Source organism: Variovorax sp. 278MFTsu5.1, assembly GCF_048305045.1.
GTDB lineage: Bacteria > Pseudomonadota > Gammaproteobacteria > Burkholderiales > Burkholderiaceae_C > Variovorax > Variovorax guangxiensis.
Genome location: NZ_CP157623.1, coordinates 300,913 through 326,767, shown reverse-complemented (window position 1 = coordinate 326,767; position 25,855 = coordinate 300,913). Strand labels below are relative to the sequence as shown.

The window sequence follows — 25,855 nt, the reverse complement described above, 5'->3', positions numbered from 1 at the left end:
TGACAGCAACATCTCCGTCGGGCGCATCCGCCCATCCTGAAGTGCGCGGCTTCTCCGACCGGTTCGAACGATGGCTGCCGCAGCTGGCCATCTCGCCCGCCCTGGCCGTGAGCCTGCTCTTCTTCTACGGCCTGACTGCCTGGGTCGCGGCGGTCTCGTTCACCGATTCTGCTGGCGCGATCAGCTGGAACTGGGTGGGCCTGGACCAGTACCGGCGACTGTTCTCCGACGACAACTGGTGGCGGGCCCTGTGGAATCTGGCCCTCTACCTGCCCCTGGTCGTGGGCCTGCCATTGGTGCTGGGCTGCTTCCTCGCGATCCTGCTCGACCAGAAGGTGCGGCTGGAGAACGGCATCCGCACCGTCATCCTGTACCCGCTGGCGCTGAGTTGGATCGTCGCCGGCACGATCTGGCGCTGGCTGCTGTCGCCCGACACCGGCATCGAGAAGTGGCTGCACGGCATGGGCTTCGAGAACGCCCTGTTCGATTGGATCGTCCAGCCGAAGTACTCGATCTTCGCGCTGGTGGTCGTCGCCGTGTGGCACAGCACCGGCTTCGTGATGTCGATGTTCATTGCCGGCCTGCGCAGCATCGACGAGTCGGTCTTCAAGGCCGCCATGATCGACGGCGCCAGCCTGCCGCGCATCTACTGGCGCGTGGTGCTGCCGGCCCTGCGGCCCACGGTGTTCAGTGCCGCGCTGATCCTGCTGCCCGCGGCGCTTCGCACCTTCGACTTGGTGGTCGTGCTGACCCAGGGCGGGCCCGGCCAGAGCAGCGTGCTGCCGGCCTTCTACGTATTCGACCGCTTCTTCCGGCGCGACCAGATGGGCCTGGGATCCGCCTCGGCCATGGTGCTGCTGTTCACGTGCGCGATGGTGGCCGTGCCCTACATCCTGAGCGAGCTGAAGAAGCATCGCGGAGACTGACCATGGCTATTCCTTCATTCCTGCGCCGTCCTGCGCGGCGCGAGCGCATGCCGGGCGAGCGGCTCGGCACGGGCCGCGTGCTGGTCTACCTGGGGCTGCTTCTCGCGGTGGCTTTCTATGCGTTGCCAGCGTGGTTCGCCGTCGTCAACTCGCTCAAGCCGCTGGCCGAGCTGCAGGCCGGCAATGTGCTGGGGCTGCCGCAGCGCTGGACCATCGAGCCGTGGATCGAGGCTTGGGCCACGGCCTGCACCGGCGCCGAGAAGTGCACCGGGCTGTCGCGCTATTTCTTCGACTCGCTGATCGTGGTGGTGCCCTCCACGGTGATCTCCACGCTGTGGGGCTGCTTCAACGGCTACGTGCTGGCCAAGTGGCGCTTCCGTGGCGTCGACGGCGCGCTCTTCCTGCTGATGTTCGGCGTGTTCATGCCGGCGGCGTTGTTCGTCTTTCCGCTGTCGATGGTGTTCGCGAAGCTGCATTTGTCGCAGTCGCCGCTCGGCCTCGTCGTGGTGCACACGATCTACAGCGTGCCGGTGGCGCTTTACTTCCGCAACTACTTCGTGGGCTTCCCCGGGGAGCTGATCAAGGCCGCGCGCATCGACGGCGCGGGCCTGTGGACGATCTTCTGGCGCGTGGTCCTGCCCACGGCGAAGCCCATCCTGGTCGTCGTGGGCATCATGCAGTTCACCGCGATCTGGAACGACTTCATCTTCGCGCTGGTGCTCGCGCCGAGCGACCAGCAGCTCGTGACCGTGGGGCTCAACAACCTGACCAATGTCCAGGAAGACGTGCCCCGCTACAACGCCTACATGGCCGCCGCCCTCATCGCCGGCGCCCCGACCCTGGTGCTGTACATGCTGGCCGGCAAGTACTTCGTGCGCGGGCTGACCGCCGGCGCGGTCAAGGGCTGATCGATCTAAACCTGAAAAAGAAGGAGCCACACCCATGGCCAGCGTAAGCATTCGCAACGTGCGCAGACGCTACGGTTCGGTGACCGTGCTGCACGGCATCGACATCGAAGTCGCCGACGGCGAGTTCCTGATCCTGGTGGGACCGTCCGGCTGCGGCAAGAGCACGCTGCTGTCGATGATCGCCGGGCTGGACAGCATCAGCGAGGGCGAGATCGCGATCGATAGCCGCGTCGTCAACGACGTGGGGCCGAAGGACCGCGACATTGCCATGGTGTTCCAGAGCTATGCGCTGTACCCGAGCATGACCGTCGGCGAGAACATTGCCTTCGCGATGGAGATGCGCAAGGTGCCCAAAGCCGAGCGGGAGGCCGTGGTCGAGCGCGTGGCAAGGACCCTTCAGATCGGTCACCTGCTCGATCGCCGGCCCGCGCAGCTCTCCGGCGGCCAGCGCCAGCGCGTGGCGATGGGGCGGGCCCTGGCGCGCAATCCCAAGGTGTTTCTCTTCGACGAGCCGCTGTCCAACCTGGACGCCAAGCTGCGCGTCGAGATGCGCGCCGAGATCAAGGCGCTGCACCAGAGGCTGAGGAGCACCATCGTCTACGTGACCCACGACCAGGTCGAGGCGATGACCCTCGGCGACCGCATCGCGGTGATGAAGGACGGCCGCGTGCAGCAACTGGGCACGCCACAGGACATCTACGAGCGGCCCGCGAACCTGTACGTGGCCGCGTTCATGGGCTCGCCGACGATGAACTTGCTGCCGGTCAGGCTGCGCGCCGAATCGGGGCATTGGATGGCGGAGCTGCGTAGCGGCGACTCGGCCGTACGTCTGCCTGCGGCTCCGGCCGGATATGCGGCCACAGGGGAGCGCGACGCGGTGCTGGGACTGCGGCCTGAGCATTGGCGGCTCGCCGAAGAGGGAGAGTCCGGCGCGCTAGCCGTCACTCTCCAACTGGTGGAACCGACCGGTGCCGACACCTTCGGCTTCGCCGACATGAACGGTCAGCGCATCGGCATCCGATTGCCGCCTAAGCCGATGCGCCATGCAGGCGAGCAGGTTCGTGTGCGGCCGGATATGGCGAGCGCCTCGCTATTCGATCCGTCGACCGAGAAGCGCATCGAGATCTAGGTCCCTCTTCCATCCACCTGAAGTCGATTCAGCGGCTCGCAGCGCGCCGCTTGGATCGGTACGCCTCGAAATCTTGCAACGAGCACTCATCGACCGCAACGGCATCGTGAATGCGCCTGTGGTTTTCCGAAGTCTCGCAAATCCGGATCCAAATTCAAACCACTAGACCAGGAGTCATCCATGAACCCCCACCGAATCGCCATGTGTGTGGCCCTCGCGGCAACGGCCAACTGCGCCAGCGCGCAGTCCACCGCCACCGTGTTCGGCGTCGCGGACTTGAGTGTGCGCCGCGTCACCAACGGCCCGGCCACGGTCACCAGCCTGTCCAGCGGCGGTGCGGCGGCAAGCCGCCTGGGTTTTCGCGTCGTGGAAGACCTGGGCGGCGGCTACGCGGCCAGCGCATGGCTGGAGAGCACCGTGAACTTCGACGACGGCACGACCAATGCCGCGCGCTTCTTCAATCGACGGTCGACAGTGAGTCTCTCGGGACCGTTTGGCGAGGTGCGGCTGGGCCACGACCTCACGCCGTCGTACACGGGCTTCGGCGAGTTCGACACCTTCGGCGTCAGCGGTCTGGCCGACCAGGGCAAGTTCTATTCGACGGCGGCCGGCGTCTTCGGCAGCGGCATCGACGCGACCGGTGTCTGGGCGCGCGCCGACAACATGGTCGAGTACCTCACGCCGAACACGCTCGGCGGCTTCTACGGGCAGCTCGCGGTCGCGATGGGCGAGGGCGCGCCATCCAAGAAGTACCGCGGTGGTCGCATCGGCTACGCGCAGGGGCCGGTGCACATGACCGCGGCCTATGGCCTGTTCGATGGCATCGGCGGCAACACGCTCAGGCGCAGTTCCGTGGCCGGCAGCTATGAGTGGGGGCCGGCGAAGTTCTACGGCTCGGTGGTACGCAATGCCTACCTCGGCGCCTCGCGGCTGGTGACGCAGGTCGGCACGGTGGTCACGGTGGCCGGGCTGCACAAGATCAAGCTCAACTACACCAGGGCCGACGCCTCGGGCGTCCTCGGCAAGGCATTGCTGGACCGCAACGACGCCGCCCAGGTGGCGATCGGCTACGCATACGACCTGTCCAAGCGGACGACGCTCTATGCGACGTATGCGGCCATCTCGAACAAGGGCGACGCCAACTTCGCGGTCGGCACGCCGCCCGCCGCCTCGCCGGGCAAGAGGTCGCGCGGCACGGAATTCGGCATCAGCCACAGGTTCTGAGGTGTGCGTGCAGCCGATGCGTTCTCTGTCCCTTCATGCGTTCGTCCGGGTGATTCGATGAGGAAGGAGCCGGCGCGCCATGCAGCCTGAACTTTGCGCGCGCAGCATCGGGCAGCTTCGGGTCGACGGACTTCTCTTCAAGGATCACAACGGCAATGGCCGGCTCGATCCCTACGAGGATTGGCGGCTAACGCCGCGGGAAAGAGCCGCCGATCTTCTCGGCCGGATGACCCTCCAGGAGAAGGTCGGCGCGATGCTCCATGCGAACCCGCCGACGACGCAGGCAGCGGCGATTCCCGGTGCCGGCTCGGCCTGGGACTTCGCCTCGATGCGCGAGCTGGTCCTGCAACGGCATGTGGGCGCTTTCCTCAATCGCCTGCAGGCGCCGCCCGCGGATCTCGCTCGGCAGGCCAACGCGCTGCAAGCCCTGGCGGAGGAGGAGCGGCTCGGCATCCCGGTGATTCTTTCCTCCGATCCGCGCAGCCATTTCAGCCATTCGCAGGGCGTGAGCGTCGCAGCCGGTGGATTCACCCAATGGCCCGATGCGCCGGGCTTCGGCGCGGCCGGCGACGCAGAACTGGTACGCGCATTCGCCGACGGCGTGCGCGAGGAGTACCGCGCGGTCGGCATACGCATGGCCTTGTCGCCGATGGCGGACCTCGCGTTGCAGCCGCGTTGGCACCGCTGCAGCGGCTGCTTCGGCAGTTCGCCTGAAGACGTGCGATCGCTCGTGCAGGCCTACGTGGTAGGGATGCAAGGCGGCATGGACGGGATCGGTCCGCAAAGCGTCGTCTCCGTGGTCAAGCACTGGGTGGGCTACGGCGCGACGGGCCCCGAGGGCTTCGACGCGCATAACCACTACGGTCGGCTGCTGGATCTGCGCAGCGAGGGCATCGAGGACCATATCCGCGCCTTCACCGGTGCCTTCGAGGCTGGTGTCGGGGGAGTGATGCCTTCCTACGGCATGCCGCTCCCCGGGCTTCGGATGCCGGATGTCGCGGGCGACATCGAACAGGTCGGCATGAGCTTCAACCGTCAGATGGTCACCGGCGTGCTGCGAGGGCGCTTCGGCTTTGACGGCGTCGTGATTTCCGACTGGCATGTCACCGACGACTGCTCGCGTGCTTGTATCGAGGGTGTCGAGGAAGGCGAGCGCCCCGGCGCCGCCGACATCGCCATGCCCTGGGGGGTGGAGCACCTGGGCAGGCCCGGGCGCTTCGCCAAGGCGATCCAGGCCGGTGTCGATCAGTTCGGCGGCGCGGACGATCCACGCTGGATCATCTCTGCGGTGCGCGACGGCCTGCTGCCCCAATCGCTGATCGATCGGGCCGTCCTGCGCATCCTGGTGCAGAAATTCAGCCTGGGGCTTTTCGAGAACCCCTACGTCGATGAGGACGCGGCGGCCTGCGTCGTCGGCCGAGCGGGACTGAAGGCAATGGCGCTCGATGCGCAGCGCAGGTCGCTGGTCGTCGCCAGAAACGCCGGTTCCGTGCTCCCGCTCGCTCGTGGGAGGAAGCTGTTCCTCGAAGGCATCGATTCCCAGGCGGCCTGGGCTGCTGGCTTCACGGTGGTGGGGCGTCCGGGCGACGCCGAACTCGCCATCGTCGGCCTGCGCACGCCCCACGAACTGTTGCATCCGCAGCATTTCTTCGGTAGCCGCTACCGCGAGGGGCGTACGGGCTGGCTGGCCGGCGATGCCGATCTGGAGCGGGTGCGTGTGATTGCGGCGCAGGTGCCCACGGTAGCCAGCGTCTACATGGACCGCCCTGCGGACCTTGGCGCGCTTGAACCGCTGGTCGCTGGCATCGTCCTGCATTTCGGCCTGCAGGAGCAGGCACTTTTCGAAGTGCTGTCAGGTCAGTACATGCCCGCCGGCCGCCTGCCGTTCGACCTGCCCTGGCTGCAGTCGACGCCGTCTCCGGCTGGGCTGGCCCTGCGGCGCGGAGAGAGCCTGTCGTTCTGATTCCTTCGTCCGGCGCATGTCGTGCCGGCGTCTATTTACAGGAGAAATCGCTTTGAATACATCCCCTCAACCCTTCGTCCTCGTCGCGGGCTCCGGCCATGGCGGCTGGGCCTGGCAGAAGCTCGCTGCATTGCTCACGCGGCGTGGTCATCGTGTCTATGCGCCATCGCTCACTGGGCTGGCCGACCGCTCCCATCTGATGAGCGCCGACATCACGCTGCAGACCCATGTCCGCGACATCGTCAATCTTTTCCGCTGGGAGGACCTGCGCGGTGCGGTGTTGGTCGGGCATTCGTATGCGGGCTGGGTGGCCTCGGCGGCGGCCGAGTCGCTGGAGGATCGTCTCTCGGCCATTGCCTTCGTCGACGCCTTCCTTCCCGAGAACGGCCAGCGCGGCTTCGATCTGCTCAACGACGCTCAGAGGGCTGCGGTGCTTGAGGCTCAGGCGCGTGGTGAACTCTCCCGTCCGGGGCCGACGAGCACCGCACTGAAGATCCAGAGAGTCGAGGACGCGCGCTGGCTCGATTCGAAGATCACGCCGCAGCCGATCGGCGTGTCGATGCAGCCGGTCGAACTGACGGGCGCACGGGAACGCGTCGCGCGCAAGCTCTACGTGCGCACTCCGCTGTTTCCGCAGCCCCTGTTCGATGCCGCCCTTGAGCGCTGCCGCGCTGATGCAGGCTGGCAGACCGCCGTGATGGCCGACTGCGGCCACGACCCGATGGTCGACGCGCCTGAAGCTCTCGCCGATTTGCTGCTTGGGCTGCTCGAGCCCCGATGAGCACTGCTAGGCCCGCCGTGTAGCCCGCACCCGCCGCTGCCTTATTCGCAATCGCGATGACAGTGTTTCGTCCAAGGTATTGGACGCGTCCCGGCAACCTGCCTAGATTTATCCATGGGCCGAATACGGCACGGACGCCCGAAGGATCACGACAACATGAAACCGGCTCCTGCGCTCATGTCGCCTTGCGACCGCAGAACGGCGCTCAGGACCCTGTTCGCGGCCACAGCAATTCCATTGCTGTGGCCGCGAGGCGTACACGCAGCGCCGGCCTATCCCTCGCATTCGATCAAGCTGATCGTGCCCTTCGCGCCAGGAGGCCCGAACGACGTGGCTGCGCGTTTGATCGCGCCCGCGCTCTCAACGAGCCTCGGGCGGCCCGTGGTCGTGACCAACATCGGCGGAGCGGGTGGCCGTATCGGCTCCAAAACCGTGGCTTCCTCACAGGCGGACGGCTACGCGCTGATGATGGGCGGCACCAACCTCAACGTGGTGGTGCCGGCGGTCTACCCGAAACTGAACTACGACCCGGTGGCCGATTTCGAGCCGGTCGGCGCGCTCGCCAGCGATCCGATGATCATGGCCATCCACCCGGGCGTGCCCGCCGGCAGCGTCCAGGACCTGATCCGCTACAGCAGGCGCAACCCCGGCAAGCTCAGCGCGGGATCCGCCCCTGGCATCGGACCGCACTTCGCTATCGAGATGTTCAAGCGGCGCACTGGTGCCGACATCACTTTCGTGCCCTACAAGGGCGCCAGCCCGGCGATCCAGGATTCGCTTGGCGGGCATCTCTCGATGGTCGTGACCAACAGGGCCGCACTTTCGCCGCTGGTTCGCAAGAACATGCTTCGCGCGCTTGCTGTGACCGGTAAGACAAGACTGGCCGAGTTTCCGGAGGTGCCCACGCTCGAGGAAAGCGGTGTCCAGGGGGTGCCATCGCTCAACTGGTACGGGCTCATGGCGCCTGCGCGAACGCCCGCGCCTGTATTGAAGACATTGCGCGCTGCGCTGGCGCAGGCGATCGCCAGCCCGCAGATGGCCGAATCCATACGCACAGTCGGCATGGACCCCGCCCCCGCCGGCATCGACTTCGCGGCTGTGCTCGCCGAGCAGCGTCGCGAATGGGCAGCGATCACTCACGAAACAGGCATCACGCTGGAATGAATGCCCCGGGATTGCGCGAAGGCGTCGCTCCAGGCCGCCTGCTGGATCACGAGTCACCCGCGCACAAGCGGACGAACCAGGGAGCTCCCATGAATGTCACCATCCGCGTGCTTGCCCCGCAGGCCTTTCAGATCCCACTAACTGCGGTAGGCGCGTTGTTCGAGCAAGTGGCTCGTGTCCGCGTGCAGTGGCTCTGGGGGCCGGCGGGTGGCTCCTCGCCCCAGGCGCTGGTGCAGCGGCTGGAGCGAGGCGAAGCTGCGGACGTCGTGCTGCTGCCTGCGGCGCTGCTGGCGCTGCAGGTGCAGGCCGGCCGGGTGGATGAGGGGTCTTGCACGGAGGTGATGCGCTCGCGCATCGGCGCTTGCGTGTCGCAAGATCATCCCCGTGTCGATATTGGCAGCGCGCAGGCGCTACGTCTTGCGATCGTGCAGGCGCGCGGTGTCGCCTATTCGCAGGCCGGGAGCGGTGTCTACGTCTCGCAGGTGCTGTTCGGCAAGCTCGGTATCGAGCCGGCGCAGGTGCGCGCGGTTCAGGTGCGTGATGAGCCTGTCGCCGCAGCGGTGGCGCGGGGCGACGCGGAGCTAGGCTTTCAGCAGATCAGTGAGATCCTTGGCCAGCCGGGTGTGTGCTTTGCTGGTCCGCTACCCGACGACCTACAGCACGTCACCGTGATCGCCGCGGGTAGGTCGGCGGGCGCAGCCGAGCCCGAGGCTGCGCGCTGCTTCATGCAGTTCCTTTGTTCGGCCGAAGCTGCCGGTCCCTTGGCGGACGCGGGTCTGGACTCGTGTCTTGGGTGAAGCTCCAACGGTTGGCTCAAAGAGCGGACGGAGTCCGGGTTGTCGGACTGGCATCTGCGGCCCGCACCGTAGGTTCGCCGACGCTCCAGTTCGCCAGCACTTCGTTGCGAACGCACTCCAGGAGTTCGCTCTCGTTGTCCTCGCGCCAGACGACATCGATCTGCAGTGTGCCCGCCGACGGTGGAAGCGCCACCACTCGCAGGTCTCTGCCGCCGACCTCGGCATAAGAGGCGGGCACGAGGGCCACTCCGAGGCCGTGACGAACCATCTGGAACATGCTCATCGGGTGGCGCGCCACGTGAAGCAGGCGAGGGCTGAACCCGGCCTGCATGCAGGCGGCGACAAGCGAGTCGAATAAGGCGGATCTGTGCTCACGGGAGAAGCTGATCATCGGCTCCTCGGCGAAATCCCTGAGCGTCAGCGTATCGCGCGCGGCCAGCGGGTGGGCCAACGGCATCACGAGCGAGAACCCCTCGGTGTAGAGAAGCTGGCGTGCCAGGCCGAGCGTGCTCGTGCGTGCGTGCACAAAGCCCAAGTCCAGCTTGTCGGCGGCGACGGCGCGCACCTGTTCCTGCGAGCCCATGTCGGTCACCAGTAGCTGGACTGCTGGCAGGCAGGTCCGTAGCCTGTGGATGAAGTCCGGCATGACATGATCGATGGCCGAGGTGGCCATCCCCACGCGCAGCGTCCCCCCGTCGCCCTGCGCCGCGAGCTTGGCCCTCTGGGTTGCCGCTTGCGCCTGGTCGAGGAGTTGGCGCGCGTCGCGCAGAAACGCGCGCCCGGCGTCGGTGAGCCGCACTTCGCGGCGGTTGCGAAAAAGCAGGAGCACGCCGAGCTCTTCTTCCAGCGCCTTGATCTGATGGGACAAGGGCGGCTGGCTCATGTGCAGGCGCACCGCCGCCCGGCTGAAGTTCAGCTCCTCGGCGACGGTGACGAAATAGCGAAGCTGGCGCAGATCCATGACGTCAACCATACAGGCTCGGGGATGACTCGCAAAGGTGGCCGCGACGCGCGCGGGTCACTCGGCGGCGATCTTGTTGGCCTTGATCAGCTGCGCCCAGCGCCGGGACTCGCCGGCGATGAAGGTGGCGAATTCGGTTGGTGACCCACCCACCGGGTCAGCGCCCAGCGCGACCAGCCGTGCGCGCGTCTGAGGGTCTCGTACGGCGGCCTGGACTTCGGCGGAGAGGCGTTCGACGATCGGCCGCGGTGTGCCCTTGGGAACGAAAAAGCCATTCCACTCGAGCACTTCGAAGTTCGGCAAGCCGTTTTCCGCGACGGTGGGCACCTGCGGCAGCGCGGCCATGCGCCGGGCGGAGGTGACCGCCAAGGCGCGCAGCTGCCCCGACTGCAGATAGCCCAAGGCCGAGCCGGCGTTGGCGAAGTAGGCATCCACGTGACCGCCCATGACGTCGGCCAGTGCAGGGGCGCCTCCCTTGTAGGGCACATGCAGCATGCCGGTGCGCGCCTCGCGGTTGAGCAACTCACCCGCGAGGTGGGCGGGGCTGCCAGCGCCGTAAGACGCGAACGATATCTTGCCGGGTTGGATTCGTGCGCGTGCCACGAAGGCCTTGAAGTCGGCGTCGGGCGAATTCGGCGGCACCACGAGGACGTTTGGAACGGTCAGCGCCAGCGACACCGGCACCAGGTCCGTCGCCGCATCGAAAGGCATCTTGCGCAGCAGCGGATTCACCGCGAACGTCGACGCGTCGTACAGCACGGTATAGCCGTCGGGGTCGGCCTTCGCGACTGCCTGCGCGCCGATGATGCCGCTGGCACCCGGCCGGTTATCGATGACGACCTGCGTGCGCAGCGCGGTACCGAGGCGCTGGGCAAGAATCCGGGCTGCGTTGTCGGCGCCACCCCCAGCGGAGTAGGGAACGATCAGGCGGATCGGCTTTGCGGGCCATTGTTCGGCGGCGGCCGCGAGCGGGAGGAGCGCGGCGCCTACCGTTGCGAGGGCCAGCGAGGCCAGAACACGGCGTGTGAAGGTGCGATGGAAACTCATGGCTTGAATCTTCTTCAGGCTTCGGCCGCAGCCGTTGGCGCGCGATTGATCTCAGTGCCTTCGGTGGCGAGTTCGGCCAGGACTGCCGACAGATGGTGATAGGCCGTGTTAGCCGCCGGAATGCCGCAATAGATTGCCTGCTGCAGCAGCACCTCCTTGATGTCGCACAGCGACATCTGGCTCTGCAGCGCCGCGCGCAGATGCAGCCGCAGTTCGTCCCAGCGTCCGAGCGCGATCATCGTGCCCATGACGAGGATGCGGCGCTCCCGAAGGCCCAGGTCGGGCCTCGTCCAGATCTCGCCCCAGCCGTAGCGCACGATCAGATCCTGGAAGTCGCGCGTCACGTCGGTCGTTGCCGCGCTGGCTCGATCCACGTGCGCGTCGCCCAGGACGAGGCGTCTGCGCTTCGTTCCCTTTTCGTAAAGCTCGTTGTTCGTCATGTAATGTTCCTGAAGAGGTGAATCGAAGAGTCCCCGCGCACGAGGGCCGCGCATTACCGCGGCCGATGCGGTCACGTGAAAGAGGCTTGGCCCGGGACTGCGGCGGGCAGTTGCGCTTCCAGGATCGCGCCGGTGGACGATTCCGTCATCACCAGCGTGTTGCTCCCGGGCCGGAAGGCCAGGTTGGTGACGGTCTTGCCGCCCGGGCTGCGAACGAGGTGGGTGACTTCGCCGGCCGCATTCAGCACGAACGCGGCGCCGAGGCTCGCGTGCGCCACCACGAGCCCGCCTTGCGCGGTGGCGGCGAGGCCGTCGGGCCCGCTGGTGCCGAAGAAGCTCTGGAAAGCGGCCACCTTCGTGAGGCTGCCGTCGCGCATGACCGGTGCGCGCCAGACCTGGTTGCCGCGCGTGACCGCGACGAACAACACATGGCCTGAGGGATCGAGCGCAATGCCGTTCGGGCTGGGCACGTTCGCGAGCAGGAGGTCGAGCCGGCCGTCCTGGCCCAGGCGGTAGACCCGGCCCGTGGGATCGTGCAGGCCCGTCTGGCCTTGGTCCGTGAAGTACAGGCTGCCCTTCGCATCGAAGACGAGGTCGTTCACCCCCTTGAAGGATTCGCTGTTGCGATGGGCCAGCACGGGTTCGACGCCACCTCTGGCGGGGTCGAGCCTGAGGATGCCGCCCCTGTAGTCAGCGATCCAGAGGCTCCCGTCCGCATGCATCGCCATGCCGTTGGGCCAGCCGTCGTACTCCGCCACCACGCGCCATTCGAGCTGCGGCGTGATGCACAGGATCCTGCCGGAGGGAATGTCCGTCAGGTACAGGTTGCCCAGTGCATCGAATACCGGCCCTTCGAGGAAGCTGTCGACCGGCTGTCCCGGCTTGTTCGCTTCGGCCCAGGCGTTGGGCCCGGTGCGGCGAAGGTCTGCCGGCATCGTCGTGAGCACCTTGGCTTCGATGATTTCCGGAGGCGTGAAGCTGAGGTTCCACATGCGCCTGGTTCCTGATGCCGCGCTATTCCGGTTGGACGCCCGCGGCCTTGACGACGCGACCCCAGGCCTGCGTCTGGCTGCGCACGAAATCCTGGAAGGCGGCCGGCGCCATGCCGCCGACCGTCGCGCCTTGCTCGCCGAAGCGCGCGCGCAATTCGGGTGACTCCAGCGCACGCTTGACCTCGGCCTGCATCTTCTCGATGACTGGCTGGGGCGTTCCCTTCGGGGCGGCGACGCCGAACCAGTTGGTTGCGGTGAAGTCCTTCAGGCCCGCTTCGGCGCTGGTGGGCGTATCTGGAAGCGCGGCGATTCTCTGCGGCGCCGTCACCAGCAGCGCCCGCACCTTCGCGCCCTTGACCTGGGCGATCGCGGTCGGCGATGCGGTCACCAGCACATCGACCTGGCCGGACACCACGCCGAGCAGCGCTTCGCCCGCGCCCTTGTAAGGGACGTGCGTCAGCGCGAGCTGCGCGTTCTGCTTGAGCAGTTCTCCGCCGAGGTGTGTGGAGCTTCCCATCCCGCCGGAGCCGAAGGTCAGCTGGCCGGGGTTGCGGCGTGCAGCGTCGATGAGGTCCTTGATGGTCTTGTACGGCGAGCCCGCGCCGACCAGCACGACCAGCGGCGTATCGACGATGTTCGTGACAGGTACCAGGCCGTTCGCGTGGTCCCACGGCAGCTTCCTGAACAGATGCGGAAGCATGGCGTAGGTGGTGTCGTTGATGAGGAAGGTATTGCCGTCGGGCGCCGACTTGGCCACCAGGTCCGAGCCGATCGTGCCGCTGGCTCCGGCCTTGTTCTCGACGTAGAAGGTCTTGCCCGTCTGCACCGTGAGGGCCTGTGCGATCTGGCGCGCCGCGTAGTCGGTGGTGCCGCCGGGCGGGTAGGGAACGACCAGCTTGACGGTGCGGCTCGGCCAGCTTTCCGTTTGGGCATGGGCGATGGCCGTGCAGAGTGTCAGGGCCGCCAGGAGTGCGGTGGATATGCGTCGCATGGGCTTGTCTCGTTGTCTGGAGCGCCGAAGATAGGCGAGCACCGGGCTGCAAGACAAATGACAAATTTCGGTCGCTATCATCGATGGCATCGATTCGTGCGACCGGCAGGTTGAAATGCATGGAACTCCGACACCTACGCTACTTCCTTGCACTGGCGGAACGCCTCAGTTTCACGCAGGCTGCCGTGCAACTCCACGTCACCCAGTCGACGCTGTCGCACCAGATCAGCCAACTGGAGAGCGAGCTGGGCCAACAGCTGTTCGATCGCAGCGCGCGTCGTGTCACGCTCACGGCCGCGGGCGAACTCTTCCTGCCGCAGGCGGCGAAGGCGCTCGCCGAGATCGATGTCGGCATCGCGCTGATCGGTGCGCCCGAGAAGGCGTTCGAGGGAACGCTCTCGCTGGGCACGACCATGACGCTGAACATGGGACTCGTGCCGAAGTGCCTCGCACAGTTCTCCCGCGCCCATCCATCGATGCGCCTAATGGTCGAGGAGAACACCGCGGACGACCTGATCGCCGACATGCTCGCAGGCCGCCTGGACCTGATCCTCGCGTACAGGCCCTTCGAACTCGAAGGCCTCTTGTTCGAGCCGCTCTATTCGGAAGAGTTGGTGGTCGCAGTCAACCAGAAGCATCCTTTCGCCAGGCGCCGGCGTCTTCGCATGATCGAACTGCATGGACGCGACATGGCCTTGCCGGCGCGCAAGTACACGACCCGCATGCAGATCGACGAGGCACTTCGTGCGGCCGGTGCGCAGCCGCACGTCGTGGTGGAGACGTCGTCCATTGCTGGGATGCTCGCGCTGGTGCAGGAGGCGCCGATGGCGACCATCGTCTCGCGCAGTGCTCTGGCAGATCACCTCGGCTTGGTCGCAATCCCGCTGGAGGGCCCATCGCTGCAACGCACGCCGGGTCTGCTATGGCCCGAAGGCCAAGTGCGGACGCCGACGACCGCCGCGTTCGCGGCCATCGTCCGCCGCGTGGCACAGTCGATGAAGTAGCAGGCCCGAGCTCGCTAACGGGTTTGGACTTACTAAGCGACCGGCCACTCGGCGGTGAGTTACGGCTTGGCCAAATGCTGATTAGCGATGCGAGGCGCCTGCGTGAACTGGAGGCGGAGAACAACAAGCTCAAGAACCTGCTGGCCGAAGCCCACCTGGACATTCACGCGCTGAACACCGCCTTCGGGGTAACACGAACGCCGGTTGCGCGGCTGGTGGATCGTCGTAGCCCGCTGTTTGCGGGGAGTCCAGAGACCTGCGGCCATCATCAGCAACCTGATGGTCTCCTTGGCCAGCGGCAGGCCGTGGCACTCGCGCAGCTCCTCGCATGCCAGCGTGGGCCCGAAGTCAGCGTAGCGCTCTTGATCAGCGTAGTCGCGCTTTGGGCCAGGCCAGGTGCCAGTTGACGGTTGCTGGGGCGGCCTCGCTTTCGCGAGACCAGCCCGGAAGCGCCTTCGTCCTTGTAGCGCTGGACCAGCCGCTCGAGCTGACGTCGGCTCAGCCCCAGCCGCTGCGCCGCTTGGCAACCCGCAGCATCCGGCCGACCACCGCCTGGATGGTTTTGAGGCGATCGACTTCGCGCATCGTCATAGTGATCGTCGCAGCAGGCGTCGCCATGGCCATGCCTCCGAGCTCGGGGCAGCCGACTTTGCGACATTTGAACTTTGCTGGAATGCGACATTACAACTTTGCTCCCACACATGGAATTTATATAATTTATGTTATGTTAAATAAAGCAACTGGTTAACCTCCTTAAACGAGCAGTAACCTACGCCGCGCTGGAGGAACGAGCCGGAAAAGCCTCTCCCATTTGCCGCGCCCTCTTGACCTCGTCCGTATGCAGGTACACCGAGGTGGTCGCTACCGAGGCGTGCCGCAAGTTGTCTCGCACGGTCACCAGTTCGGCGCCACGTGCCAAGGCATGGGTTGCATGGGTATGCCGCATCCAGTGTGGGGTTGCGCGTCTGAGCTTGTCTGCAGTGGACGCATTCACCTTTTCCAGCGCGTGTGCGGCGTGAAGGAAAAACCGGCGCATCACGGACCACAGGCGCGATGCACTGATACCGGTTTCGTCCTCGGCCAAGCCAGGTATCAGGGCGGTCTTGGGGTTCCAGTGCGCCAGGGACACTGGCAAACCCCGCTGCGCCAAGTACTGGTCAAGCGCACCACGGGCCAGCAGCGGCAAGGCGACTCTGCCGTACTTGAGGCCTTTGCCTACAACTCTCAGCCAGACATCGCCCTGAGCATCATGCTCGATGTTACCCAGTCGAGCGTCAGCCATTTCACTGGGTCGAAGGCCTGTCGCGTACCAGAAATCCAGCACGAAGCGCAGTCGCTGGGCCCCCTCCCTGCTCCAACCACCGATCCATTCGATGCCGTCGGCCGTGGTACGGATCAGTGTCCAGTCGTGTTCTGTGAACACTCGGGATCCATCGAATGCACCGCTGCGCCCCGCACCCTTGACCTTCACGCCGGCGAAGGGATTGGCCAGCGCGTAGCGCTGCTCGATCAGCCAGCGGTACAACGCCCCGATCACGGACAGTGCATATGCGATCGAACGCGGCGCCAGCGCGCCCTGGAAGGGCCTCCACTCGGAGGAAGTGCGTGGCCGTGCCGGACCGACCCATCGATCCTGCGGAGATGGTCGACGCAAGAAGGCACGGTATGCGATGGCATCTTCCGTCGTCAATGACGACAGCGCCTTGCCACGCTCGAGGATGGCCCACAGCATGAGCCGCTCGGCCTCCTTTCGATAGGCTCGCTGAGTGGCTGCGGATTCCTGCAGCGAAAGCCAGGCCTGGACTGCCTGGTAGTCGTCTTGCGCCGACAGTGTGCAAGTGGCCTGTGGGGCCCTGAAGGTACCTCTGGAGCCATCGACCTCCTGCGGCACGACCAAGTGCTCCCAAGGCGAAATCTCGGTCCTGGGCATGACCACCAACGCCCTCGCCCGCTCGGTCAGGACAGGGTTCGCAGCAAAGAACTCCTCGATCTGGCGTGCGCTGCGAGCCCCCAGTCCGGGCACGGCGGCCCACCACCTGCGCCGGCGCGGCACCCGGACCGTCAGATCTGCCAGCGTCCGAATGCCGCAACCTTGCAGAGCACGCGCTGCGCGCACCGGGAGCCAGCGATCGACAGCATCGGTCACCACGGGCACGGGCACGCCCAACTGCTGCAGCTTTTCGATCGCGTCTTGCACTGCCCGCGCACGCCCCTCCCGCTCCGCTGCGGGATGAGTGATCAGCGAGGCCAGATCGTCCCGGTGCCGCCGCCGCGCGTACCGCGCCAGTTGGCGCCGGATTCCTCCCAGGATGGCGCGGGACGACTGGCCCGTCGCCCTGCTCTGCCCGAGGTATTGGGCCACCGCGACCCGAGCCGACAGGCCGGCATACCACGCACGCAGCGCAGCCAACTGCGACCGGGTCGGGAACTCACCGCTTTCTGCGCCGCTTCCACACGCTGTGGTCGTTTTCATCCTCGCCAGTTTAGCCAATAGATGTGGCTATCGTGATAAGAATACTTATCTGCATAGCGTTGATTCGAACGCGTCGAGCCATGCCTGGCAGGCCCGGTGCCGCGTTCAAATGGCGTTCCGGGCCGCCCACACGGCGGCCTTGCGAACACGCCTGGTCAATGTGGACCACCGCATGTCTGTGTACATTGGTGCTGTGACCACGACAGCTGGTTGAATTCAAGGAATCTGGAGACACCATGAATCAGCTCAATATCTGGGCACTCTTGCGTGCCGGCTTCGCGCTGCTTGCATTGACCCTGTCGGCGTGTGGCTCGGCCCCGACCGCCGAGCAGCTCGCAGGCTCCTGCGCCGACCTTGCCCGCCATGCCATCGCACCGGGCGCGATGGCTTTGCCCAGCGGCAAGGCCTTGATCACATCGGCTGTTCTTGTGCAGGCCTCGGCCGCGACCGTTGGCGGCGGCGCGTTCACGCCTGCGCTTCCGCAGTTCTGCAAGGTCAGTGGCACGATTGCGTCGCGCGACCCTGCGGCCCAGGCGATCAACTTCCAATTGAACCTGCCGACAGCTTGGAACGGCAAGGCCGTTCAGTACGGGGGCGGAGGCTTCAATGGCGTGCTGATCACGGGCTTGACGCCTCTGCGAGACGCGGCGCCGGACGACGCTCTCCCGATCGCGCGAGGCTATGCGACCTTCGGCCAAGACTCCGGCCACCAGTCCTCGGTATTCCCGGCCGGCGAGCCCGGCGCCTTTGCAATGAACGACGAGATGCTTGAGAACTTCGCCTTCGCCTCGTACAAGAAGGTGAAGGATGTGGCCGTGGACGTCATGGGCGCGTACTACGCGCGTGCACCGCAGCGCATATACTACTTCGGTGGCTCCGAAGGGGGGCGTGAAGGGCTGACCATGGCACAGCGGTTTCCGGCCGACTACGACGGCATCGTCAGCGTCGTTCCCGTGATCAACTGGACCGGCCTCTTCCACGCCTTCGTTCGAAACCAGGTCCCGCAACAGAAGGACTGGCTGCAGGCCGGGAAGGTGGCGCTCATCGCCAAGGCCACCTCCGAGGCTTGCGATGCGCTGGACGGGCTGGCGGACGGCGTCGTGAACAACTACATGGGCTGCCAAGCCCGGGTGGACTTGCAGCCCCTGCGCTGCCCTGACGGCAACGATGCGGGCACGCACTGCCTGTCCGACGCCGAGCTGCGCCTGATGCGAGCCGTCCACTCCCCCTACGTATTTCCCTTCACCATCGCCAACGGCCTCACGACCTATCCCCAATGGCTCTACGGCCACGAGGACAGCCTCGATGGCCCCTCCGCCGTCAGCATGGTGCGCTGGGTGACCGGCTCCGCGGCCCCCGCGGTGCCTCCGGACGCCGCACGCAACTCCACGCAGTGGATCTATGGGAGCAGTTGGATCCGTTATGGGATCGCGCGCGACAAGAACTACGACGTGCGCCACTACCGCCCCGAGGACTTCCGCGAGCGGGTGCAGGCGACCTCGGCGCTGATGGACTCCACGAACCCGGACCTCTCGGCTTTCTTCGCTCGCGGCGGCAAGCTGATCCTTCGAGAGAATGCGGGGGATCGCGCGCAGAGTGCGCTCATGGGCATCCAGTATCACGATGCCCTCGTGGCGCGCATGGGCGCCGCGGCAACTGAACGGTCGGTGCGGCTTTACGTCTCGCCCGGGTCGACGCATTCCGGCAACTCGCGCGCGGTCGCGGGTGGACCGGCTGTACCGACGATGGTGGACCTGCTGGGTCCGTTGGACCGGTGGGTGAGCGCCGGCGACGCACCCCCGAATGCGCTGGTGCAGGTCGTGAAGGCGCCCCTTCCGCCGTTTGCGATGCAAGCCTCGCGCCCCATGTGCCGCTATCCCGGCTACCCGCACTACATCGGCGGTGACCGTGCACAGGCGTCCAGCTACGAGTGCCGGCATCCCTGAACAGCAGCAAGGAGGTTCGAACTTATAGGAACCCAGACGGCTGCATTCGCCGCGCTTCGCGAGGTGGGCAGTCCGCCGGCCCTGTCGAAGGGACTGGACTGGCTCTCGAAGCTGGTCGGCGGCCATGGACGCGATCAGGCTCACCGGCAAGGTGAGCACGATGGCGGGCGCGCTTCCCGGAACGCCCGGCGAATGGACCGCCCCTCGTGTGCCGCCGGGCATCGCCGCCGCGAGATTCGTGATTCTGCGCTGTCGCGGCCACGCCTTTCCTGCGCGCGTGCTTCGCACATTGTCTTCTCTGGGGCAACTGACACATTGCGCAGTGTCTATCCACCTCCGGTTCGTCAACGATGCAAGTGCGGCCACGCATCCAGGAGCCCCCATGCGCACCCTCTTGATCGACAACCACGACTCGTTCACCTACAACCTGTATCAGTACCTGGCCGCCTGCAACGCCGAGCCGCCCGTCGTCGTCCGTAACGATGAAATGAGTTGGGACGAGATCGAGCGCATGCCGTTCGACAACATCGTGATCTCGCCAGGCCCCGGGCGTCCGCAGCGCCCCGCAGATCTGGGCATTTCGGCGGATGCGCTGCGGCGCTCCCGCAAGCCCGTCCTCGGCGTCTGCCTGGGCCACCAGGCCATCGCCCACCATTGCGGAGCTCTCGTCGATCTGGCCGTACGGCCCATGCACGGGCGCCTGGACCGCATCTCGCACACCCAGCGCGACCTCTTTCTCGGCATCCCCGACCGCTTCGAGGCCGTGCGCTACCACTCGCTCGCGGTCACGCAACTGCCAGCCTCCCTGGAGCCGCTCGCCTGGACGTCTGACGGAACCCTGATGGCGCTGCGCCATGTCTCGCGCCCCTGGTGGGGCGTGCAGTTCCACCCGGAGTCGATCTGCACGGAGTTCGGCGCAAGGCTGCTGCGCAATTTCAGGGAATTGACGCAGGAATGGCATGCGCAAGCGTCGTGGCGCGAGGCCCAGGATCGCCTCGGACCGTCGCTGCGGCTCGAGGGGCCACAGGCGCTCACACTCCACGCAGAATGCCTGGACACTGCAGTCGATGCCGAAACCGTCTTCGCGGCCGCATTCGCCCGCAGCGACAGCGCTTTCTGGTTGGACAGCAGCCTTGCCGAAGTCGGGAGGGCACGTTTTTCCTTCATGGGTGATGCGAGTGGTCCTCGCGCCCTGGAACTGACCTACCGCACGGCGCCGCGCGAGCTGCTGGTACGCCGCGGCGACATCGGCCAGGTACGCGCAGAAAGCATCTTCGACTACCTGCGCGACCACATTCCCGGCCAGCAACCCGCCGGGCCGCGCCTGCCTTTCGAATTCGCCGGCGGCTTCGTGGGGTATTTCGGCTACGAGCTCAAGCGGGAGCTGGATGGCGCGCTGATGCACGACGCCGACACGCCGGACGCGATGTGGATCCTTGCCGACCGCTTCCTTGCCTTCGACCATGCCGAGCAGCAGGTCTGGATCGCCTGTCTGGACGACCCGGTCCTGGGCGACAAGAACCGGCGTTGGATGCAAGCCATGCGCGAATGCATCGAGAACCCTCAACCCCCGACCGGCGGCGCAAGCGCGGATGCGGCCCGCGATCTGCAATCGCTGCAATGGCGCATGGACCTGAGCGCCTACCGCGATCTCATTCTTCGTTGCCAGCACGAGATCCTGCAGGGCGAGACCTACGAGGTCTGCCTCACGAACCAACTGGTCGGCGAGGGGCGCATCGATCTCTTCCATGTCTACCGGGCTCTGCGCAAGCACAACCCCGCCCCTTATGCAGCCTACCTGCGCATGGGAGGGCATGCCGTGCTGTGCGCCTCCCCCGAGCTCTTCCTGCATGTATCGGCCGATCGGTCCGTGGAATCCAAGCCCATCAAGGGCACCGCAGCACGCGGTGCCACATCGGACGAAGACCTGGAGATCGCCGAGGCGATGGCCGCCGACGAAAAGACGCGCGCGGAGAACCTCATGATCGTCGACCTGCTGCGAAACGACCTCAACCGGGTGTGCGAGATCGACAGCGTCCACGTGCCCAGCCTGTTCGCGGTGGAAACCTACGCAACGGTGCACCAACTGGTCAGCACCATCCGCGGCCGGCTGCGTCCGGACCTCGGGGCCGTGGACTGCGTGCGCGCAACCTTCCCGGGAGGTTCGATGACCGGTGCCCCCAAGGTGCGCACGATGAAGATCCTGGATGAACTCGAGGGCGCGGCGCGCGGCATCTACTCGGGCAGCATCGGCTATCTGTCGCTCAACGGCGCAGCCCAGCTCAACATCGTGATCCGCACCCTCGTGGCTGCCAACGGCCGGATTTCCATCGGCGCCGGGGGTGCCATCGTTGCGATGTCCGACCCGGATGCCGAGGTCGAGGAGATCGTCCTGAAGGCACAGTCCCTCTGGGACGTGCTCAAGCGCTGCGGGGCACCGCTCGGGCCGAGGCCGGGAACGACGGCACAGACGGCGCCCATGCAAGACCCGCCGTCGCCCCCGTCCTCTGCCTGCAATGGCTAGCGCACCTGCCAACCGCCGAGGGATCGCCCTCATGCTGGTGGCAATGGGCTGCTATGTGCTCAACGACGTTTTCGTCAAACTGTCTGCGCAGCAGCTGCCTCCTGGCCAGGTCCTCGCCGTGCGCGGCTTCTTCGCCAGCCTCTTCGCCGTGGCCCTTGCTTGGGGAGCGCGCACCCGTTGGCGGACAGCGTTGTGCCCACTCGTCGGGGCGCGCTGCGGGCTCGAGATCACGACCGCGCTCACCTCCGTGCTTGCCCTGTCGCTGGCGCCTCTTGCCACGGTCAGCACGCTCATGATGACTGCGCCGCTCATGATTGCGGTCACTGCCATGGCTTTGCATTGGGAGCCGTGGCAGAGCAACCGGCTTGTGGCAGCCGCCGTTGGCTTCGTGGGGGTCCTGCTGGTGATCCAGCCGTCCGCGAGGCCCGATGTCGCAGGCAGCGGCCACGCGTGCGCCGTGCTGTGTGCCGCCTCGCTGGCCGCGCGCGACCTGGTGACGCGTCGAATCCCGGGTGCGATCCCCTCGGTGGTCATCACCGCCGCGGCAACGCTCGCCGCGTGCCTGGCCGGTATGTTCCTGGGCCTCACCGAGCACTGGAAGGCGCTTGCACGGCATGAGATCACCGCCCTGGCCGCCGCCGCCAGCTGCGCAACGCTCGGCAGCTACGCATTGGTCGCCGCCTGCCGCGATGTCGATCTGTCCGTTGTGACGCCCTTTCGCTACAGCTTCATCGTCTGGGCCTTGCTGCTGGGCTACGTGATCTGGGCAGACGTGCCGGCCCCCTCTGCAGCACTCGGGCTCATCCTGATCATCGCGGCAGGGGCCTTCACCATCCGGTCGACGCGTCGATCATGAGCACATGATCAACCGGGCGCCGCATGGAGGCCACCACGCGCGCGCGGTCGACGCCAGTGGCCGGCCAGTCCGCTGCGCTCAATCGCGCAACGAGAAGACAGCGCTCAGGCAGACGACCGGACCCTCGGCGAAGCCGTCAACCCCGTGCGGTGCACCAGCCTCGAAAAGCAGCGAATCCCCCGGTCCGACCTCCACCACCTTCGTGCCATAGCGATAGCTCAACCGCCCCGAGAGCACGTAGAGGAACGTGAGCCCTGGGTGCTGCGACGATGTATCGGGCCGTGCGCCTTGCGCCAGGTGCATCAGATAGGGCTCGACGGCTAGCTCTCGGGACTGCAGCCGCCCGAGCAGCTCGTAGCCGTAGCCTTCCATCGCGCCGGCGCAGTCCACGCGCAAGCCCTGGCCGGCCGGCACGTGGCTGAAGTCGGCCCTGCCGGAACTCTCGGAAAAAAAGCGGGAGACAGCCACCCCCAGTCCGCTGGCGATGCGCTCCAGTGTCTCCACCGAGGGGGAGACCAGGCCACGTTCGACGCGCGACAGCATGGAGGCCGAGAGGCCGGTGTGCTGCGCGAGTTGCCCGCCCGACACACCGGACGCGATGCGAAGCGCCTTGATCTGTGCTCCGATGCGCGAAGCGCAGAGACTTCGCACCGGCGTCGCTGGCGCGCGCGGCGCTGTGACCGATGCGGGGAGCCTGAGCCGTCGGACCGAAGGAAACGGGGATGCGATCTGCTTGTGCGCCACGTGCTCAGCCCCTTGCCGAGCCGCGCGGTGCCGCCACCGCCGTGCGCGCGGCGGAATCTGCCACGCGACCAGGGCGTCGCCGATGACTGACGAGACAGAAGCTGAAAGGAGGCACGGCCAAGCTCGAGAGAAAGGAAAGAGTCTTCCCGGGACCGCTCCCTAGATCAACCATTGCGCACGGCGTCATTTCGCCAACAGCTCTTGAGATGGCCAGCCCAGCTGCTGCCTGCGATCCGTCCGATTGGCTTGCATCGTGTGCAAGATGCTCGGACACCTCGAAGGGGCGAATACCCGTCGCCGCCCCTGTCAACTCTGTCAGTGTCCTCGCGCTTTTCATCAAGCTGTAATCCGGCCTCGTTCGTCGAGAGGAAACATGCCATGGAGTTCATCGCAGGAACCGTCGATTCATTCTCCGCCGGGCTTTTGTTCGACATGGCGCGCTACCGACACCAGGTCTTCGTCGAGAAGCTGGGCTGGCAGCTGCATACGCGTGCGCGGTTCGAACTGGACGAGTTCGATCGGAAGGACACCATCTACCTGATCGCGCGCAATCCGAAGGGTGAGATCGTCGGGACCAGCCGCCTGCTTCCCACGCATCGGCCCTACCTGCTGGCCACCGTGTTCCCCCAGTTGCTTGGCGACATCCCGGCACCCTGCTCGCCCCAGATATGGGAGCTGTCGCGATTCGCAGTGGTCGACGGCACACATTTCGGAGGCAACGAGGTTCCCGGCGAGCCTTCGCTTGCGCTGGACATGCTGGGCGTGGCGATGCAGGTGGTTGCCGGCGAGGGCGGACAGCGACTGGTCAGTGTCTCGCCCATGGGCATCGAGCGCATCCTTCGCCGGGCTGGCCTGTACGTGCACCGGATGGCGCCGCCGATGCTGGTGGAGGGCCAGTACCTGTTCGCCTGCTTCATCGACGTGGATGGCGCGTGGCGCCCGCACCGGATTTCCTCGAGCTAGGCAGCCCCCATACCAGAGGCGCCATCCCACGTCCCGGTCAATGACCTTCGCTCAGTTCAAGAGCCCGAGGCGCGCGGAGAGCGCCACGGCCGAGTTCTTGTTGTTGGCGTGCAGCCTGGCGATGGCGTTGCGCAGGTGATAGTTGACCGTCGACTTCGACATGCCCAGGATGACGGCGATCTCCGCGCTCGTCTTGCCGTCGGCCGTCCAGCGCAACACCTCCAGCTGCCGCCTTGTGAGCGGCTCGATTCCAGCGAGGGGACTGCCACCCAGATGATCCATGAGCGCATGGTGAGCGGTGTTCACCAGCCATTGAAGCCAGGGGTCCTTGGCACGCATCTCGGCGGCCGTGAGCGGCTCGCTCGAACGCGCCAGCGACAGCATGCCGATGCGCGCGTCGGGTTCAAAGACGGACTGTGCCCAACCGATGCAAAGACCGAAGGAGCGGGCCTCGTCCCACATCTGCGGCGTTCTGCGGAAAACCTGATCGCTCCAGATCACGGGTGCCGCGCTGCGCACCCCATGGGCGATCGTGGGATCGATCTGCAGATAGCCCGCTTCCAGATACCGGTGGTTCCAGCGCGCGTCGTAGGTGCTGAGCATCCGGGTCTTGGGTCGGGTGAATGGCAGGAAGGTGCGCAATCCGTAGGCACATTGCTCGAAGCCGAGGTGTCTTGCCGCCGCGCTGACCTGCTCGAGCACTTGGGACGGCTCGCTTGCTTCAAGCAAATGACCAAGTACCTCTTGTGTCCAGTCGTTCATCAGATGCTCTTCCCACCTCGCCGTCACCCCCAGTTCGGCCATTGGCGCATGGGTGCTCTCCCACGGGCCATGAGGGTGACGGGCAGACAGTCTAGAAGCGCCGCGAGCTCCTGAGGCGGCAAATGACCACCATTTCTGCCAATCTGGCGGACTCTGACTTCACCAAGCGATGAGGTTCAGCGTGGGTTCAGGAAGATGGTTCGAACTGCGACTCTGTTCCCAACATGAAAACAATGGTCTCACGCAATGCACAAGGTATGGCTCCTGCTGCTGCCTGGATTCCCTCTCGTCGACGTCAGCAGCATGCTGGCGGTCTTCGAAGCGGCCAATGCCGCGCACGAACGTGAAGACCGCGAAAGCGCCTATGAGGTGCATCTGGCCTCCGTCTCGGGAGGTCCCGTCCTCAGCTCCAGTGGCGTGCCGCTGTCCACGAATGCCTTGCCGCCCCAGCTCGTGGGTCGCGCGAACACGCTCGTCGTGACCCGCAGACTGGAGCTCTTGCCGGCTACCAGCGAGGCAGCGAATGCGTTGGGCCTGAATGCCTGGCTCATGAGCAGCCGAGGGCACCTGGTGCGTTGTGCCGTCCTGGAAACCGGATCCCCATCGCCACCCGGGCCGGATATTGGCGTTGCGCCGCGGCAAAGAGCCCCTGTGGTGCGGGCTTCATTGCAGGTGCGCGAAAGGGCGGCTTCTTTCGCCGAGCGCATCGCCACACACGGGTGGCCGAGCATCGAGCCGGGTCAGGGGCTGGACCTGGCCCTGTCATGGCTCGCAGAAGACTGCGGAGAAGCCTTCGCGAACACGCTCGCTTCGAACCTGCCCTATCCGCGCAGCCAACGCTACGGCGCGAAGCGCTATCGCAGTCCATTGATCGAGCAACCCTCGGACGACGCCCGGCTCATCGCACTGCATCAGTGGATCGCGATGCATCTGCGCGAGGACCTCAGCATTCAGCGGCTGGCCAAGCAGATCCACATGTCCACGCGCTCATTCGCGCGCTTTTATGTGCGCGCGACTGGGCTCACGCCGGGATGCGGCGTCCAGCAGATCCGTCTCGATTCGGCCTGCCGACTGATCGAAACGAGCACACGCCCTCTGAAGGCCATCGCCGCGCAATGCGGCTATGGGTCCCAGGAAGTGATGCGCAGAGCCTTTGTGCGCGGCCTGAAAATGACGCCCCGTGAATACCGGCGCCTTCACGCCGTTTCGACAACAACGAGCGCCCCGCTGTCCTCGTAGCCGGCAGCAGCGAGACAGGAC

The 25,855-nt window shown here is 66.1% G+C and carries 22 protein-coding genes and 2 pseudogenes; 15 read left to right on the top strand and 9 right to left on the bottom strand.

Translation table 11 applies throughout. From position 1 onward, the window contains the following. Nucleotides 1–41: 41 nt before the first annotated feature. From ABL844_RS33685 to ABL844_RS33650, 8 genes are all read left to right on the top strand, one after another. The gene (locus ABL844_RS33685; protein ID WP_418132302.1) at nt 42–926 is read left to right on the top strand and encodes a carbohydrate ABC transporter permease; all 885 of its coding nucleotides are present in this window, start codon (nt 42–44) and stop codon (nt 924–926) included. 2 nt (nt 927–928) lie between these two features. Continuing rightward, nucleotides 929–1,834 (top strand): carbohydrate ABC transporter permease, encoded by a 906-nt coding sequence (locus tag ABL844_RS33680; RefSeq protein ID WP_418132036.1) that lies wholly within the window; start codon nt 929–931, stop codon nt 1,832–1,834. Nucleotides 1,835–1,868: 34 nt separating this feature from the next. Then, on the top strand, nt 1,869–2,963 hold the full coding sequence (locus tag ABL844_RS33675; RefSeq protein WP_418132034.1) for an ABC transporter ATP-binding protein: 1,095 nt from the start codon (nt 1,869–1,871) through the stop codon (nt 2,961–2,963). 180 nt (nt 2,964–3,143) lie between these two features. Beyond that, nucleotides 3,144–4,187: a porin gene (locus tag ABL844_RS33670; RefSeq protein ID WP_418132033.1), complete on the top strand. Its 1,044-nt coding sequence runs from the start codon at nt 3,144–3,146 to the stop codon at nt 4,185–4,187. Nucleotides 4,188–4,266: 79 nt separating this feature from the next. Beyond that, entirely contained in the window at nt 4,267–6,150 is a 1,884-nt protein-coding gene (locus ABL844_RS33665; RefSeq protein WP_418132032.1) for a glycoside hydrolase family 3 protein, read from the top strand. Between the two features lie 52 nt (nt 6,151–6,202). Then, a complete protein-coding gene (locus tag ABL844_RS33660) occupies nt 6,203–6,931 on the top strand; it encodes an alpha/beta fold hydrolase (protein ID WP_418125982.1) in 729 nt (242 codons plus the stop codon). 156 nt (nt 6,932–7,087) lie between these two features. Beyond that, nucleotides 7,088–8,095: a Bug family tripartite tricarboxylate transporter substrate binding protein gene (locus ABL844_RS33655; RefSeq protein WP_418132031.1), complete on the top strand. Its 1,008-nt coding sequence runs from the start codon at nt 7,088–7,090 to the stop codon at nt 8,093–8,095. An 89-nt stretch (nt 8,096–8,184) separates the two neighbouring features. Continuing rightward, nucleotides 8,185–8,892: a substrate-binding domain-containing protein gene (locus tag ABL844_RS33650; protein WP_418132030.1), complete on the top strand. Its 708-nt coding sequence runs from the start codon at nt 8,185–8,187 to the stop codon at nt 8,890–8,892. A 16-nt stretch (nt 8,893–8,908) separates the two neighbouring features. Here the strand turns inward: ABL844_RS33650 and ABL844_RS33645 are convergent, their stop codons facing one another. The 5 genes from ABL844_RS33645 to ABL844_RS33625 form a co-directional block, all read right to left on the bottom strand. Continuing rightward, complete coding sequence (locus ABL844_RS33645; RefSeq protein ID WP_418125979.1) at nt 8,909–9,853, bottom strand: LysR family transcriptional regulator; 945 nt, start codon at nt 9,851–9,853, stop codon at nt 8,909–8,911. A 57-nt stretch (nt 9,854–9,910) separates the two neighbouring features. Then, complete coding sequence (locus tag ABL844_RS33640) at nt 9,911–10,900, bottom strand: tripartite tricarboxylate transporter substrate binding protein (protein WP_418125978.1); 990 nt, start codon at nt 10,898–10,900, stop codon at nt 9,911–9,913. 14 nt (nt 10,901–10,914) lie between these two features. After that, nucleotides 10,915–11,340: a carboxymuconolactone decarboxylase family protein gene (locus ABL844_RS33635; RefSeq protein ID WP_418125977.1), complete on the bottom strand. Its 426-nt coding sequence runs from the start codon at nt 11,338–11,340 to the stop codon at nt 10,915–10,917. A 71-nt stretch (nt 11,341–11,411) separates the two neighbouring features. Then, complete coding sequence (locus tag ABL844_RS33630) at nt 11,412–12,332, bottom strand: SMP-30/gluconolactonase/LRE family protein (RefSeq protein WP_418125976.1); 921 nt, start codon at nt 12,330–12,332, stop codon at nt 11,412–11,414. Between the two features lie 22 nt (nt 12,333–12,354). Next, nucleotides 12,355–13,323 (bottom strand): Bug family tripartite tricarboxylate transporter substrate binding protein, encoded by a 969-nt coding sequence (locus ABL844_RS33625; RefSeq protein ID WP_418125975.1) that lies wholly within the window; start codon nt 13,321–13,323, stop codon nt 12,355–12,357. A gap of 119 nt (nt 13,324–13,442) precedes the next feature. Between ABL844_RS33625 and ABL844_RS33620 the strand changes: the two genes are divergently transcribed. Both ABL844_RS33620 and ABL844_RS33615 read left to right on the top strand, forming a co-directional pair. Beyond that, entirely contained in the window at nt 13,443–14,327 is an 885-nt protein-coding gene (locus ABL844_RS33620; RefSeq protein ID WP_418132029.1) for a LysR substrate-binding domain-containing protein, read from the top strand. 74 nt (nt 14,328–14,401) lie between these two features. Further along, nucleotides 14,402–14,518 (top strand): annotated as a pseudogene (locus ABL844_RS33615) (IS3 family transposase); the annotation flags it as partial. Here the strand turns inward: ABL844_RS33615 and ABL844_RS33610 are convergent. Further along, nucleotides 14,510–14,945: pseudogene (locus ABL844_RS33610) on the bottom strand (helix-turn-helix domain-containing protein); the annotation flags it as partial. The pseudogenes ABL844_RS33615 and ABL844_RS33610 sit on opposite strands and share 9 nt — an antisense overlap. A 151-nt stretch (nt 14,946–15,096) precedes the next feature. Continuing rightward, nucleotides 15,097–16,800, bottom strand: coding sequence for a phage integrase family protein (locus tag ABL844_RS33605; RefSeq protein ID WP_418132028.1), 1,704 nt, complete (start codon nt 16,798–16,800; stop codon nt 15,097–15,099). 236 nt (nt 16,801–17,036) lie between these two features. On the opposite strand from ABL844_RS33605, the gene ABL844_RS33600 reads away from it, so the two are divergent. From ABL844_RS33600 to ABL844_RS33590, 3 genes are all read left to right on the top strand, one after another. Beyond that, nucleotides 17,037–18,746 carry a tannase/feruloyl esterase family alpha/beta hydrolase gene (locus ABL844_RS33600; protein WP_418132027.1) on the top strand — a complete coding sequence of 570 codons (1,710 nt, stop codon included), beginning with the start codon at nt 17,037–17,039 and terminating at the stop codon, nt 18,744–18,746. Nucleotides 18,747–19,128: 382 nt separating this feature from the next. Beyond that, the gene (gene pabB, locus ABL844_RS33595; RefSeq protein WP_418132026.1) at nt 19,129–21,270 is read left to right on the top strand and encodes an aminodeoxychorismate synthase component I; all 2,142 of its coding nucleotides are present in this window, start codon (nt 19,129–19,131) and stop codon (nt 21,268–21,270) included. Nucleotides 21,271–21,301: 31 nt separating this feature from the next. Continuing rightward, on the top strand, nt 21,302–22,126 hold the full coding sequence (locus ABL844_RS33590; RefSeq protein WP_418132025.1) for a DMT family transporter: 825 nt from the start codon (nt 21,302–21,304) through the stop codon (nt 22,124–22,126). Nucleotides 22,127–22,204: 78 nt separating this feature from the next. Here ABL844_RS33590 and ABL844_RS33585 read toward each other — a convergent pair whose 3' ends face one another. Continuing rightward, entirely contained in the window at nt 22,205–22,777 is a 573-nt protein-coding gene (locus tag ABL844_RS33585) for a helix-turn-helix domain-containing protein (protein WP_418132301.1), read from the bottom strand. A gap of 471 nt (nt 22,778–23,248) precedes the next feature. Between ABL844_RS33585 and ABL844_RS33580 the strand changes: the two genes are divergently transcribed. Next, nucleotides 23,249–23,833, top strand: a complete 585-nt coding sequence (locus tag ABL844_RS33580; RefSeq protein ID WP_418132024.1) for an acyl-homoserine-lactone synthase — start codon at nt 23,249–23,251, stop codon at nt 23,831–23,833. A gap of 51 nt (nt 23,834–23,884) precedes the next feature. Here ABL844_RS33580 and ABL844_RS33575 read toward each other — a convergent pair whose 3' ends face one another. After that, nucleotides 23,885–24,595 (bottom strand): autoinducer binding domain-containing protein, encoded by a 711-nt coding sequence (locus ABL844_RS33575; protein ID WP_184642318.1) that lies wholly within the window; start codon nt 24,593–24,595, stop codon nt 23,885–23,887. Between the two features lie 246 nt (nt 24,596–24,841). Between ABL844_RS33575 and ABL844_RS33570 the strand changes: the two genes are divergently transcribed. After that, nucleotides 24,842–25,834 (top strand): GlxA family transcriptional regulator, encoded by a 993-nt coding sequence (locus ABL844_RS33570; protein WP_418132023.1) that lies wholly within the window; start codon nt 24,842–24,844, stop codon nt 25,832–25,834. Nucleotides 25,835–25,855: the final 21 nt, after the last annotated feature.